10 protein-coding genes are annotated in these 14,299 nt (G+C 61.2%); 6 read left to right on the forward strand and 4 right to left on the reverse strand.

The window, feature by feature from the left end:
- The first annotated feature begins 30 nt into the window (after positions 1 to 30).
- The 3 genes from AC07N8_RS16525 to AC07N8_RS16535 are packed head-to-tail and all read left to right on the forward strand — an operon-like array spanning position 31 to position 2,772.
- The gene (locus AC07N8_RS16525) at positions 31 to 765 is read left to right on the forward strand and encodes a zinc ribbon domain-containing protein (RefSeq protein ID WP_483841682.1); all 735 of its coding nucleotides are present in this window, start codon (positions 31 to 33) and stop codon (positions 763 to 765) included.
- A 4-nt stretch (positions 766 to 769) separates the two neighbouring features.
- Positions 770 to 1,276, forward strand: a complete 507-nt coding sequence (locus AC07N8_RS16530; protein WP_483841681.1) for a hypothetical protein — start codon at positions 770 to 772, stop codon at positions 1,274 to 1,276.
- 56 nt (positions 1,277 to 1,332) lie between these two features.
- Positions 1,333 to 2,772, forward strand: coding sequence for a vWA domain-containing protein (locus AC07N8_RS16535; RefSeq protein WP_493144633.1), 1,440 nt, complete (start codon positions 1,333 to 1,335; stop codon positions 2,770 to 2,772).
- A gap of 139 nt (positions 2,773 to 2,911) precedes the next feature.
- On the opposite strand, the gene AC07N8_RS16540 is transcribed toward AC07N8_RS16535, so the two are convergent.
- Both AC07N8_RS16540 and AC07N8_RS16545 read right to left on the reverse strand, forming a co-directional pair.
- Entirely contained in the window at positions 2,912 to 4,888 is a 1,977-nt protein-coding gene (locus AC07N8_RS16540) for a methyl-accepting chemotaxis protein (protein ID WP_493144635.1), read from the reverse strand.
- Positions 4,889 to 5,077: 189 nt separating this feature from the next.
- Positions 5,078 to 5,998, reverse strand: a complete 921-nt coding sequence (locus tag AC07N8_RS16545) for a LysR substrate-binding domain-containing protein (RefSeq protein WP_493144638.1) — start codon at positions 5,996 to 5,998, stop codon at positions 5,078 to 5,080.
- A 158-nt stretch (positions 5,999 to 6,156) separates the two neighbouring features.
- On the opposite strand from AC07N8_RS16545, the gene AC07N8_RS16550 reads away from it, so the two are divergent.
- Positions 6,157 to 7,551, forward strand: coding sequence for a NorM family multidrug efflux MATE transporter (locus AC07N8_RS16550; protein ID WP_493144643.1), 1,395 nt, complete (start codon positions 6,157 to 6,159; stop codon positions 7,549 to 7,551).
- A 72-nt stretch (positions 7,552 to 7,623) separates the two neighbouring features.
- Here AC07N8_RS16550 and AC07N8_RS16555 read toward each other — a convergent pair whose 3' ends face one another.
- Positions 7,624 to 9,297, reverse strand: coding sequence for a putative bifunctional diguanylate cyclase/phosphodiesterase (locus AC07N8_RS16555; protein ID WP_483841676.1), 1,674 nt, complete (start codon positions 9,295 to 9,297; stop codon positions 7,624 to 7,626).
- 263 nt (positions 9,298 to 9,560) lie between these two features.
- Between AC07N8_RS16555 and rep the strand changes: the two genes are divergently transcribed.
- Together rep and AC07N8_RS16565 are read left to right on the forward strand one after the other, a co-directional pair.
- Entirely contained in the window at positions 9,561 to 11,570 is a 2,010-nt protein-coding gene (gene rep, locus AC07N8_RS16560) for a DNA helicase Rep (RefSeq protein WP_027926371.1), read from the forward strand.
- Between the two features lie 84 nt (positions 11,571 to 11,654).
- A complete protein-coding gene (locus AC07N8_RS16565; protein ID WP_046030651.1) occupies positions 11,655 to 12,227 on the forward strand; it encodes a xanthine phosphoribosyltransferase in 573 nt (190 codons plus the stop codon).
- Between the two features lie 127 nt (positions 12,228 to 12,354).
- Here the strand turns inward: AC07N8_RS16565 and AC07N8_RS16570 are convergent, their stop codons facing one another.
- Positions 12,355 to 14,277, reverse strand: coding sequence for an acetyl-CoA hydrolase/transferase C-terminal domain-containing protein (locus AC07N8_RS16570; protein WP_483841675.1), 1,923 nt, complete (start codon positions 14,275 to 14,277; stop codon positions 12,355 to 12,357).
- Between the last annotated feature and the right edge of the window lie 22 nt (positions 14,278 to 14,299).

A 14,299-nucleotide genomic window follows, 5' to 3' on the forward strand; every position in this document is an offset into this window, starting at 1 on the left:
CACGTCAACACCGTCATCAGGAGTTTCACCATGTCGCGCAGCCTTTGGACTCGCTTCAAACTACAGATCGCTTTCGTACTGGCCGGCAGCTTGCTGCTGACCGGTTGCGCCAACACCGGTAGCTCCATGCTCGGCGAAAGCGGCGGGGCCGACCCGCGCCTGACCCAGGGCCAGGATGCCGAGTTCTTCAGCAAGTCCGGTTACCAGGCCTGCGCCATGGGCGCCGGTGTCGGCATCCTCGCGTGCGCGCTGTCCAACAGCAGCAACAAAGCCGTGTGCGCCGTCGCCGCCGGTATTACCGCGTGTGGCGTGGCCATGGGCGCGAACTACTATCTGGATCAGCGTCGCAGCGAATACGCCGACACCACCACCCGCCTGGCTAAAATGAACAGCGACGTCGAACTGGACACGCAGAACGTGATCGCCCGTACCGCGACCGCTCAGCAAGTGATCAATGACGATCAGGCGCAAATCGCCCAGATCAAAAAGGACATCGCCAACAAGAAAGTCGACAAGGCCAAGGCCCAGGTGCAAATCGCCGAGATTGATTCGAACATCGCGCGCCTGCGCAAAGACCTCGGCAACATGCGCACCAAAGTCACCGAGTACACCAAAGTGGCAGACGCCGAGCGTGCACAAGGCGCTTCCGGTGCCGAGATCAAGCAGGTGGACATGAACATCATGAAACTGAACCAGAAAGTCGCCGCCCTGCAGAAGGAAGTCGACGGTCTGTACAGCCAACGCTCCGCTATCACCCTGGGCTAAGCACATGACGTTACGACAACTGGCGGTCCTCACCGCCGTCCTGGCCTTGAGCGGTTGCGCGACCAAGCCGGGCGAATGCGATGCGACCAATCGCGACAGCAGCATGCTGACCAAGATGAACTGCGACTACTCCGGTGGTTACAGCGATCAGGTCAAGCAGAAGGAACTGGCCCTGAGCGAGTCCCGCCAGCAAAACGCGATGTTCCGTCAGGTGTACGAGAACATTCAGGCCCAGCAGCTCAGCACCAAGACTGACCTGGCCAGCCAGCAGAAAGCCCAGGCAGCGCTGAATCAATCGCTGGGACAACTGCTGAGCTCGCTCAAGACCCGGCATGCCAATGAAAGCTCGGTGCAGAAGCAGATTGCCGGCCTGGAGCAGCAGCTCAAGGCTTCGCAAGCGGCGCCAATGACCAAATCGACGCCCGCAACCCTGGCGGCCAAGCAGCAAGAGCTGAAGGCGTTGCAGAAGAAGGTCAACCAGCTGCAATTCAGCCTCGGCTACGAAGAGTAACTTTTCACCCCGCTGGCCTCCCGAAGGAGGCCTGCACTTTTTCAGGAATCGTCGTCATGCAGCGGGTCATCAGGGATGCGCAAGCCACACCGGAGGGGATGAGTGCGCTGCAAGCCAAAGTCGCCCTCATCCAGAAACACTTTCCGCCGACCGTCGCCAGCCTGTTTGCCATCCCGCGGATGGGCAGCGGTGACGTGCTGGAATGGTGGACCGAACTGGGTGGCCAACCCACGCCCTACGCCGACCTCAAAGAGGACGCGCAACGACGTTTGCTGCAAACCTATGAAGTGCGTCAGACGTCCCTCGGACAGCTGGCGGACGAACTGCAACGACGCGGTCAACCGACCGAAGCCGAAGGCCTGCGCAGCCTGCTCGGCACGCCTGAGCTGGACAAACTCTACAGCCTCAACGGTGAGCCGTTGGTGGTGCGCTGGCACCAGCGTCCGCCCAAGCCGATCGTGCCGCCGGTGGTTCCCGTGGTGCCGGTCGTACCGCCATCGCGTCGTGGCTGGTGGATCGCGGCGGCCTTGCTTGCGCTGCTGTTGCTGCTGCTGGCGCTGTGGCTCTGGTGGTTCCTGCACCGTGAACCGGTGGTCGTGGTTCCACCGGTTGCGCCGGTCGCGCCAGTGGTGGCGCCTGTCGAGAAACCGGTTGAGAAACCGGTTGAGCCCGTTCCCGAGCCTGTCGTAGAACCGGAACCTGTTCCGGAACCAGAACCGGTGCCCGAACCAAAACCAGTGCCGCCACCCAAGCCGGTCCCGCCTCCAAAACCGGCCGCGCCGCCACCGCCACCACCGCCGCCACCTCCAGCCCCGACGCTGGACAACTACGCGTGCCGTAAAAAAGCGCCGGATGCCGTGCCTCCGCAATTTGTGGTGGTACTCGACACCTCGGGCTCGATGGACTTGAACATCAGGTCGTTGAAATCCGATGAGGACTGGTTCTTCGGCAATGAGATGAACAAGTACCTGGACGTGAACCGCACCCGGGCGATCTTCGCCAAACCCAGTCGCATGGACGTCGCCAAGGACTCGCTGGCCGGCATGATCAACGGGCTCGATCCGAAGATCGACACGCGTCTGATCACCTTCGCCGGTTGCGAAAGAACACCGGACCAGGGCGTGTTCAGGTTCGGCGACCGTCAGCGGTTGATCAACGGGATCCGCGGCCTGGTGCCCAACGACGGTACACCGCTGGCCGACAGCCTGGCCTATGCGGCGAGCACGGTCGACGGGCGCAATAACGATGCGGTGATCGTGATGTTTGTCGACGGTGAGGACGGTTGCCAGAAAGACGCGTGCGCGGTGTCCCGCCGAATCGCCAGGGAACAACCGCGCCTGAGGGTCAACGTAGTGAAAATCGGCGCCGGTGGCCCGTCACGCTGCATCGCTGAAAACACCGGTGGCCGGGTTTACAGCAGCACCAATGCGGCAGAACTGGGTAGCCAGCTGAAACAGGCGACCAAGGAAGTGTCGAGCAATGCCAAGTGCGACTAGCCGGGGATTTATCCTGAATTGAGGTGATCCCATTCGCGAGCAGGCTCGCTCCCACAGGGGTTTTGTGTCGATCACAAATCCAGTGTGGGAGCGAGCTTGCTCCGGGCGGCGTTCCGACGAAAGCTATTTCAGCGGCGCCTCAACGAAACCGGTCAACCTCCTGGCGCAAGTCCGCCGCCAGGCTTTCCAGTTCCTTGGCCGTCACCGCCAAGTTCGACACCACCTCACGCTGCTCACTGTTCGCCAACGCAATACTCTGCAGGTTGCTGCTGAGCAACGTCGCAGTGCTGCTTTGCTCCTGAGTCGCGGTGGTAATCGCCGCAAACTGCTGACCGGCGGAACGGCTCTGCTCATCGATCCGCGCCAGAGCTGAAGCCACATTGGCGTTACGCGACAGGCCTTCCTGCATCAACACATTGCCCTGCTCCATGGTGCTGATGGCATTGCCGGTTTCCTGCTGGATGCTGCTGATCATCCCGGAAATTTCGTCAGTGGCCTGACGAGTGCGCGACGCCAGGTTACGCACCTCATCGGCCACCACTGCAAAGCCACGGCCCTGCTCACCGGCGCGGGCAGCTTCGATGGCGGCGTTCAGCGCCAGCAAGTTAGTCTGCTCGGCAATCGCGGTAATCACGCCAACGATGCCGCCGATTTCCTGGGAGCGCTGGCCCAAGGTGTTGATCACCGTCGCGGTGCTGTTCAGCGCACCGGCGATTTGTTCCAGCGAGGCAGACGCTTCGTCCATCGAGGTACGACCGATCTGGGTTTGCTGGGCGTTTTCCTGGGCCAGGCGCTGAGTGCTGCCCATGTTGTCGGCAATGTTCAGGGACGTGGCGCTGAATTCTTCCACGGCGCCGGCCATGCTGGTGATCTCGCCGGACTGCTGCTCCATCCCTTCATAGGCACCACCGGACAGACCGGACAAGGCCTGGGCGCGGCTGTTGACCTCGGCCGAGGCCTTGCGGATGTGCTCGACCATGGTCGACAGGGCCTGGCTCATCTGGTTGAACGCGCGGGCCAGTTGACCGATCTCGTCATTGCTCGCCACGTTCAGGCGCACGCTCAAATCACCGGCGCCCAAGGCTTCGGCCTGACGCACCAGATCACCCAGCGGCGCGAGTTTACTGCGCAGCAACCAGACGGCCGATCCAACCGCAATCAACATCGCCAGCAGACTGCCGATGGCCAATTGAATGCCGACACTCCAGGTCACCGCGCTGATTTCAGCTTTTGGCATGCTCGCCACGACCGACCAAGGGCCGCCATCGAACGGCACGGACACGCTGTAGAAATCCTCGGATTTGTCGCTCCAGAACTGGCCTTTGCCCGGTGTCTTCGCCAGTCCGACGATGGCCGGGACGGCTTGATCCAGTGCTTGCACACCCGAAATCGGCACCAGCCATTTGCTTTGCTCATCGAGCAACGCCAAGGAGCCGGTCTGGCCGATACGGAAACGCTTGAGGTTGTCGAACTGCGCGTTCTGCGCGTCGGTGTAGTCGAACCCGACGAACAGCACGGCAATCACTTTGCCACTGCTGTCGCGCACGGGGGTGTATTGCGTCATGTAGGAGCGATCAAACAGCAAGGCGCGACCGACGTAGCTCTGCCCCGCCATCAAGCGTGCATACGCCGGGTGAGCATGATCGAGCAGCGTGCCGATGGCGCGGTTGCCGTCCTGTTTGGTCAGGGAAGTGCTGACCCGGATAAAGTCTTCGCCGCTGCGCACAAACAACGTCGCCACGCCGGCGGTCATTTGCTTGAACTCGTCGACTTCCTTGAAGTTGTTGTTCAACACTTCGCTGCCCAAGTGCAAGCCCGGGGTCTGCGTGCCCGCCACGGCCACCGGCTCATCCGGATGCACGCTCAGGCCGGCGCTGAAGCGCTTCTCGAACAGGCCGGCCAGGCGCTGGGTGCTTTCACGCAAGGTGCCGTGAAAGGTGCTCAGCTGATCGGCCAGCAACCGGGCTTCACTGGCCAGGTGCTCTTCGCGGGTGGCGAGGTTGGCAGTGTCCAGCGAACGCAGGGCGAACACGGTACTGCCAGTGATGACAATCGCCAGTATCACGGCAAGCGCAAGACCAAGCTGTGAGGCGATCCGGGCACGGGGTTGAGACATGACAGCTCCTGGCCGAGCAACCTGATCCTGCTTGATCGGGCTGAACACTCAGCAAAATTTTCCAGATAATGGGGAAAAGCGTCGAACCTGCACGAAGGTTCCACCTGCAGATATTCGGCGGCAAAACTGAATACTTGAGTAATTAGCGGGGATATGGCGCAAGGCCTCTACTGCGAGGGCTCTATCGATTCAGCTCAGACGCTGCACAACCGGCAAATCCATGGCCCGGACTTCACCCAGCAGGAAATCGCTGAGCCGGCGCAAACGTTCACCTCCGGGGCGGGTTTTCGGCCAGACCAGGTAGTAATGCTCACCGCTGGCGACCGCCGTCGGCCACGGCAGGCTCAGGCGTCCCTGCGCAACATCCTCCGCCACCATCAGCAAATCCCCCATGGACACGCCGTAGCCGCGAGCGGCGGCGATCATGCCCAGTTCCAAGGTGTCGAACACCTGGCCGCCCTTGAGCGAGACCTGATCGGTCAGGCCCATGCGGTCGAGCCAACTGCGCCAGTCACGCCGATCCGGTGTCGGGTGCAACAACTCGGTGCTGGCCAGGCGCGTGACGTCCCACGGCTGATCGTTCAGCAGATTCGGCGCGCCGACGGGGATCAGCTCCTCGGGGAACAGCAGCGTGGCCTCCCAGTCCGGCGGGAAATGTCCGCTGCTGAGGATCACCGCGCAATCGAACGGTTCCTGATTGAAGTCCACCGAGTCGATGTCCATCCAGGCGCTGGTCAGCTGCACTTCATTACCCGGTTGCAGGTGCCGGAAACGGCTGAGCCGCGCCAGCAGCCAGCGCATGGTCAAGGTCGACGGGGCTTTCATGCGCAGGATGTCGTCTTCGGCGCGCAAGGTATTGCAGGCACGTTCCAGGGCGGTGAAACCGTCACGAATGCCCGGCAGGATCAACCGCGCCGACTCGGTCAGTTGCAAGTTGCGCCCACTGCGGTGAAACAACCGACAGGCGAAGTGCTCTTCGAGGGTACGGATATGCCGGCTCACCGCGCTTTGAGTGATCGACAGTTCTTCAGCCGCGCGGGTGAACGAGCTATGCCGCGCCGCCGCTTCAAATGCGCGCAAGGCATACAAGGGAGGAAGACGTCGGGACATGAGGAAAGCTCCTATAGCGCAATCCGGCTACCGTAGCAGAATCTGTCCAACATGAGTCTGACTCATGCTACCCATCCTTTTTATCCCTTTGTGTTAACCCCGTGAAGCGCCGAGAATCGACGCTTTCCAGACCTCTTTGATAATCGAGCGTGATGACCATGAAGCATCCAGCGCGTATTGAACTCTGGGCCATCCTGCGGCTGGCGGGGCCGCTGATTGCCTCGCAGTTGGCGCACATGCTGATGGTCCTCACCGACACCCTGATGATGGCGCGCTTGAGCCCCGAAGCGTTGGCCGGCGGTGGTTTGGGTGCGGCGACTTACTCGTTCGTGTCGATTTTCTGCATCGGTGTGATTGCGGCGGTCGGCACGCTGGTGGCGATTCGTCAGGGCGCGGGCGACATTGTCGGCGCGGCACGACTGACCCAGGCCGGTTTGTGGCTGGCGTGGTTGATGGCCTTGGTGGCCGGGTTGCTGCTGTGGAACCTCAAACCGGTGTTGCTGCTATTCGGCCAGACCGAAACCAACGTCCACGCCGCCGGGCAGTTCCTGACGATCCTGCCGTTCGCCCTGCCCGGTTACCTGAGTTTCATGGCGTTGCGTGGTTTCACCAGCGCCATCGGCCGCGCAACGCCGGTGATGGTCATCAGCCTCGGCGGCACCGTGGCCAACTTCCTGCTCAACTATGCGTTGATCACCGGCATGTTCGGCCTGCCGAAAATAGGTTTGATGGGCATCGGTCTGGTGACGGCGATTGTCGCTAACTTGATGGCCGTGGCGCTGGCGCTGCACATCCGCCGGCATCCGGCGTATGACGCGTATCCGTTGCGCCAGGGCCTGTCGCGGCCGAACCGGCAGTACCTGAAAGAGCTGTGGCGCCTTGGCCTGCCGATTGGCGGCACGTACGCGGTGGAAGTCGGGCTGTTTGCGTTCGCCGCGTTGTGCATGGGCACCATGGGCAGCACGCAACTGGCGGCGCACCAGATCGCCCTGCAGATTGTGTCGGTGGCGTTCATGATTCCGGCGGGGATGTCTTATGCGATCACCATGCGCATCGGCCAACATTACGGCGCCGGGCAGTTGCTGGATGCGCGGTTGGCCGGTCGGGTCGGTATTGCCTTCGGCGCGGCGGCAATGCTGGGGTTTGCGATGGTCTTCTGGTTCCTGCCGAATCAGTTGATCGGCCTGTTCCTCGATCACAACGACCCGGCATTCCGCCCGGTGATTGAATTGGCTGTGAGCCTGCTGGCGGTGGCGGCGTGGTTCGAGCTGTTCGATGGCACGCAAACCATCGCCATGGGCTGCATACGCGGGCTCAAGGACGCCAAAACCACGTTCCTGGTCGGGTTGGGCTGTTACTGGCTGATTGGCGCACCGGCCGCATGGTGGATGGCCTTCCACTTGCACTGGGGGCCGACCGGAGTCTGGTGGGGGTTGGCGCTGGGGTTGGCGTGCGCGGCGGTGAGTTTGACGCTGGCGTTTGAATGGAAGATGAAGCGGATGATTCGGCAGGAGCCTCAATCCCAAGGCTTCAAGATCGCTCAGGCCGAATGAAATCTCGCGAGCATTTGTGGCGAGGGAGCTTGCTCCCTCGCCACACAAGCTCGCTCCCTCAGGGGTATGTGGTTAGTTCACGACTTCCAGCACTGGCAGCTGATCGCTGCCGTAGGTCAGGTACTCAACCAGATCCGCCAGCGGCAACGGCTTGCTGATCAGATACCCCTGCACTTGATCGCAACCAAACCCGCGCAACAGATCCAGTTGTTCTGCGGTTTCCACGCCTTCCGCGACGACCTCAAGATTGAGGTTGTGCGCCAGGTTGATCATGGCGTGGACCAGTTTGCGGTTCTCTTCACGTTCTTCCATGCCACCGACAAAGCTCTTGTCGACCTTGAGCAAGGCGATCGGCAGGCTGTTGAGGTGCACGAAGGACGAGAACCCGGTGCCGAAGTCATCCAGCGAAAAGCGCACGCCCAAACGTCCGAGGGCGTCCATGGTTTGCTTGACCAGATCGCTGCGGCGCATCACCGCGGTTTCGGTCAGTTCGAACTCCAGCCACTGCGCTTCGACGCCGCGTTCGGCAATCAACCGGCTCAGCGTGGAGAGCAATTGACTGTCCTGGAACTGCCGGAACGACAGGTTGATCGCCATGTGCAGCGCCGGCAGACCCTGTTCGCGCAAGGCCTGCATGTCCCGTAGCGCACGGGAAATCACCCAGTAACCGAGCGGCACGATCAAACCGCTTTGCTCGGCCAGCGGCACGAATTCGCTCGGTGGCAGCAAACCGCGCTCGGCATGGCGCCAACGCACCAGGGCTTCGAGGCCCACGATCTGGCCGTCTTCAAGGTTCAGGCGCGGCTGGTAATGCAGCTCCAGCTCGTCACGACGCAAGGCCCGGCGCAGTTCGCTTTCAAGGTCGGCCATGCTGCGGGCGTTGCGGTTGATGCGTTCGTTGAAGATGTGGAAGGTGCAGCCTTGGGTGCTCTTGGCTTGCTGCATGGCGATGTGCGCGTGCCACATCAGCGGGTCGGCGCCGGCCTGGGCACGGGCATGGGCGATGCCCAGGCTGGAACCGATCAACAGGCTTTCGCCGTCGACCCAGTAAGGTTCGGCCAGCGCTTCGGTAATGCGCTCGGCCATCCATTCGGCGCGCTGCGGCGCGCGGCGGGTGTCGATCAGCAAGGCGAATTCATCGCTGCCCAGGCGCGCCAGTTGATCGCCGGCCTCAAGCTGGCTTTTCAACCGCGCGACCACTTGCAGGATCAAACGGTCGCCCGCCTGGTGGCCAAGGGCATCATTGGCGTGTCGGAAGTTGTCGAGGTCCAGGTGACCGAGGGCCAGGCCGCGGCCGTCGTTTTCCGCCAGACGCGCAGCCAGCAGGGTCTGGAAACCCTGGCGGTTGGCGATGCCGGTCAGCGGATCTTGCTCGGCCAGCCGTTGCAGGGTGTGTTCCAGCAGGCCGCGTTCGCGCACATGCCGCAGGCAACGACGCAGCATCCCGGCATCGAGCAGGTCGCGCACCAGCCAGTCACTCACACCATCGGGCGGCATCAGTGGCTCGTGTTCGAGCAATAACACCGTCGGCAAGCTGCAACGGCCGGGTAGCGGCTGAAGTGCAGGAACAGTCAACAACACCGCGTTGCGGTTGTCATCGAACAGACTGCTGACCGACTCCCAGCTCGGCGCGCTGATGAGCACGGCCAAGCTCCCCATCGGAGCCAGACACTCGCGCAACAACGCTGCCCACGCTGGCTCTTCGGCCAGTAGCAGCAAACGCAAGGGTTCGACAGGCGTAGACAAGCTAGCTCCCTAGACTCTGCAAAGATGTAGGCGGCAGGCATTATGCCGCGCCGCTAACCAATGACCAAATGACATCAGTTGTCAAACGTGACTTTGTGTCAGGAATACGAACATTAGCCGCAGATTCACCGCGCATCCTGCTTGAAAGTAACAAAACCGGCAATTAGAGAAAGCGTGTTACGTCACAAGTCGGACAGAGCAGCACAATTCGCTGAGCCTGTTAAAATGCCGGCCCATTTCACATATGACTCCCTGAATTCCGTATGTCCCGACTCAATCCCCGGCAGCAAGAAGCCGTGAGCTACGTCGGCGGCCCTCTTTTGGTGCTCGCCGGCGCAGGCTCCGGCAAGACCAGTGTGATCACGCGCAAGATCGCGCACCTGATCCAGAATTGCGGCATCCGCGCCCAGTACATCGTCGCCATGACTTTTACCAACAAGGCCGCGCGCGAGATGAAGGAACGGGTCGGCACCCTGCTCAAGGGCGGCGAAGGCCGTGGCCTGACGGTGTGCACCTTCCACAACCTGGGGCTGAACATCATCCGCAAGGAACACGTGCGGCTGGGCTACAAACCGGGCTTCTCGATCTTTGACGAAACTGACGTCAAAGCCTTGATGACCGACATCATGCAGAAGGAATACGCGGGCGACGACGGCGTCGACGAGATCAAGAACATGATCGGCTCGTGGAAAAACGACCTGATCCTGCCCGCCGAAGCCCTGGAAAATGCGCGCAACCCGAAGGAACAGACCGCCGCCATCGTCTACACCCACTACCAGCGCACGCTCAAGGCGTTCAACGCGGTGGACTTCGACGACCTGATCCTGCTGCCGGTAAAGCTGTTCCAGGAACACGCCGACATCCTCGAAAAGTGGCAGAACAAAGTCCGCTACCTGCTGGTGGACGAATACCAGGACACCAACGCCAGCCAGTATTTGCTGGTGAAATTGCTGATCGGCACGCGTAACCAGTTCACCGTGGTCGGCGACGATGACCAGTCGATCTACGCGTGGCGCGGTGCGCGTCCGGAAAACCTGATGCTGCTCAAGGATGATTACCCGTCCTTGAAAGTGGTGATGCTCGAGCAAAACTACCGATCCACCAGCCGCATCCTGCGCTGCGCCAACGTGCTGATCTCGAACAACCCGCACGAATTCGAAAAACAGCTGTGGAGCGAGATGGGCCACGGCGACGAGATCCGCGTGATCCGCTGCCGCAACGAAGACGCCGAAGCCGAGCGCGTGGCCGTGGAATTGCTGACCCTGCACTTGCGCACGGACCGGCCGTACAGCGATTTCGCGATCCTGTACCGCGGTAACTACCAGGCCAAGCTGATCGAGCTGAAGCTGCAACACCACCAGATTCCGTATCGCCTGTCCGGCGGCAACAGCTTTTTCGGGCGTCAGGAAGTGAAAGACCTGATGGCCTACTTCCGCCTGATCGTAAACCCGGACGACGACAACGCCTTCCTGCGGGTGATCAACGTGCCGCGCCGGGAGATCGGTTCGACGACGCTTGAGAAGCTCGGCAACTACGCCACCGAACGCAAAATCTCGATGTACGCCGCCACCGACGAAATCGGCCTGGGCGAGCATCTAGACACGCGCTTCACCGATCGCCTGTCGCGCTTCAAGCGCTTCATGGACAAGGTGCGCGAGCAGTGCTCTGGCGAAGACCCGATCTCTGCGCTGCGCAGCATGGTCATGGACATCGACTACGAGAACTGGCTGCGCACCAACAGCTCCAGCGACAAGGCCGCCGATTACCGCATGGGCAACGTCTGGTTCCTGATCGAGGCGTTGAAAAATACGCTGGAGAAGGACGAAGAAGGCGAGATGACCGTCGAGGATGCCATCGGCAAACTCGTGCTGCGCGACATGCTGGAACGTCAGCAGGAAGAGGAAGACGGCGCTGAAGGTGTGCAGATGATGACGCTGCACGCGTCCAAAGGCCTGGAATTCCCTTACGTGTTCATCATGGGCATGGAAGAGGAAATCCTCCCGCACCGCTCCAGCATCGAAGCCGACACCATCGAAGAAGAACGCCGCCTGGCCTACGTCGGGATTACCCGGGCGCGTCAGACCCTGGCCTTCACCTTCGCCGCCAAGCGCAAGCAGTACGGCGAGATCATCGATTGCGCGCCGAGCCGCTTCCTCGATGAGCTGCCGCCGGACGACCTTGCGTGGGAAGGCAACGACGACACCCCGGTTGAAGTCAAAGCCGTTCGCGGAAATACCGCATTGGCGGATATACGCGCGATGTTAAAGCGCTAGAATTGAGCACTTTTTAATCAAAGCATTTTTAACCGAACACTTTTTACAAACTAGGCGCATTTGGCGCCAGTAGAGGAAAGCTTCATGGAAGCACTGCACCAGAAAATCCGCGAACAAGGCATCGTGCTTTCCGATCAGGTCTTGAAGGTCGACGCCTTTTTGAACCACCAGATCGACCCGGCCCTGATGAAGCTGATCGGCGACGAATTCGCCGCGCTGTTCAAGGACTCGGGCATCACCAAGATCGTCACCATCGAAGCCTCGGGCATCGCCCCGGCGATCATGACCGGTCTGAACCTCGGCGTGCCGGTGATCTTCGCCCGCAAGCAACAATCCCTGACCCTGACTGAAAACCTGCTGTCGGCGACCGTTTACTCGTTCACCAAGAAGACCGAAAGCACCGTGGCGATCTCCCCGCGCCACCTGACCAGCAGCGACCGCGTGCTGATCATCGATGACTTCCTGGCCAACGGTAAGGCCTCGCAAGCGCTGATCTCGATCATCAAACAGGCCGGCGCCACCGTGGCGGGCCTGGGTATCGTGATCGAGAAATCGTTCCAGGGTGGTCGTGCCGAACTGGATGCGCAGGGTTACCGCGTGGAATCCCTGGCTCGCGTGCAATCGCTGGCCGGCGGCGTCGTGACCTTCATCGACTAAAGCCACACCGCCTGCCCCCTGTGGGAGCGAGCCTGCTCGCGAATGCTGCGTGTCAGCCGACATCAATGCCGACTGACACGACGCTTTCGCGAGCAGGCTCGCTCCCACAGTTGTTTCGGGGTGGTTGTTATTGCGCGGTGGCTTTCAGGCCGGTGAGTAGCAGGCGCTGGAACAAGTCTTCCTTCAACCCGTCCGTGCTGGTCAGTTGCATCCGCTCCAGATGCTCGGGAAACATCGATGCCTCTGGCGCATCCAGTGCAGCTTTGCCCAGCTCCAGAATCTCCGTCAGCTTGAACTTGCTCTTCAACCAGTTCAGCGCCCTCAACACATCGCGCTCCACCTCGGTGAAATCACAGCCCAGCGGATACTCTGGAAACAGGTTCGGATGCCGCGCCTGAATCGCCTGTAAACGCTCTGGGCTGTTGTCGGCGAAGCGTGGGTCGATGCGGAAGTCCTTGGGCAGCTTGCCAACGCTCTGCGCCTGCTGGATCAGCCCCGACTGAAACCGCGAATCGCTGATATTGAGCAACGCCTCGATCACCGCCGCATCGTTTTTGCCGCGCAAGTCGGCGATGCCGTATTCGGTGACCACGATATCGCGCAGATGCCGTGGGATCGTGCAGTGCCCGTACTGCCAGACGATGTTCGAGCTGACCTCCCCGCCCGCCTCGCGCCAGCTGCGCAGTAGCAACACTGAACGTGCGCCTTCCAGCGCATGGCCCTGGGCAACGAAGTTGTATTGCCCACCCACACCGCTCAGCACTCGTCCGTCTTCGAGCTGATCGGCCACGCCGGCACCGAGCAGGGTCATGGTGAACACAGTGTTGATGAACCGCGCATCCAGGCGCTGCAAACGCTTGAGCTCTTCTTGCCCGTACAGTTCGTTGATGTAGCTGATGCGGGTCATGTTGAATTCAAGACGTTTGCTTTGCGGCAACTCGCGCAGACGCTCGTAGAAACTGCGCGGCCCGAGGAAGAAACCGCCATGCACCGAGATGCCGTCGGTTTGCGCGGCTTCATCGAGGGTGCCGGCATTCGCCTGTTGTTGAGTCGGCACATCGGGATACACCTTGCGCCGTACGATCCCGGCGTCGGCCAGCACCAGCAAGCCGTTGACGAACATTTCGCTGCAGCCGTACAGGCCTTTGGCAAACGGTTCGACACCGCCTTCACGGTCGATCAGCTGTGCCCACTGACTGAGGTTCACGTCCGCCAGCAAGGCCTTGTAACCGCCATTGTCGGCTTGCCGCGCCAGCAACGCCGCCGTCAGCGCATCGCCCATCGAACCGATGCCGATCTGCAACGTACCGCCGTCGCGCACCAATGTGCTGGCGTGCAGCCCGATGAAGTGATCCTGGAAACCCACCGGCATGTTCGGCGTCGAGAACAACGTGCTGCTGTCCTTTTCATCGACCAACAGGTCGAAGGTGTCGATACCGATTTCGGCGTCGCCGGGCATGTAGGGCAAATCGTTATGCACCTGGCCCACCAGCAGGATCGTCTCCCCCGCCGCCCGGCGCTTGGCGATCATCGGGAACAAGTCGAGGGTGATGTCCGGGTTGCAGCTCAGGCTCAAGCGATCGGGATGCTCGGAATGGCTGGCCACCAACTGCGCGACCAGGTTCAAACCAGCGGCATTGATGTCCCGCGCAGCATGGCTGTAGTTGCTGCTGACATAATCCTGCTGGGCGGATGCGCTATGCAGCAAGCTGCCCGGCTGCATGAAGAACTGCTGGATGTGGATGTTCGGCGGCAGGTTGTCGCGTTGCAGTTCGGCGAGGAAATCCAGTTCCGGATAGTCGCCAAATACGCGTTCGATGAAGGGTTCGAGAAAGCGCTTCTGCAAACCATCGCCCAGTGACGGACGACCCAGGCACAGCGCGGTGTAGATCGTCAGTTGCCGCTGCGGCAGTTGCGCGATGCGCTGGTACAGCGCGTTGACGAAGTGGTTGGGTTTACCCAGGCCGAGGGGCAAGCCCATGTGAATGTGCGCCGGCAACCGCGCCAACACGTCATCGACCGCTTGCTCGATAGAACACAGCTGCACCATCTGATCCTCCCTTACATTCCGT

The sequence above is a fragment of the Pseudomonas sp. GW821-FHT10C09 genome (genome assembly GCF_059415465.1).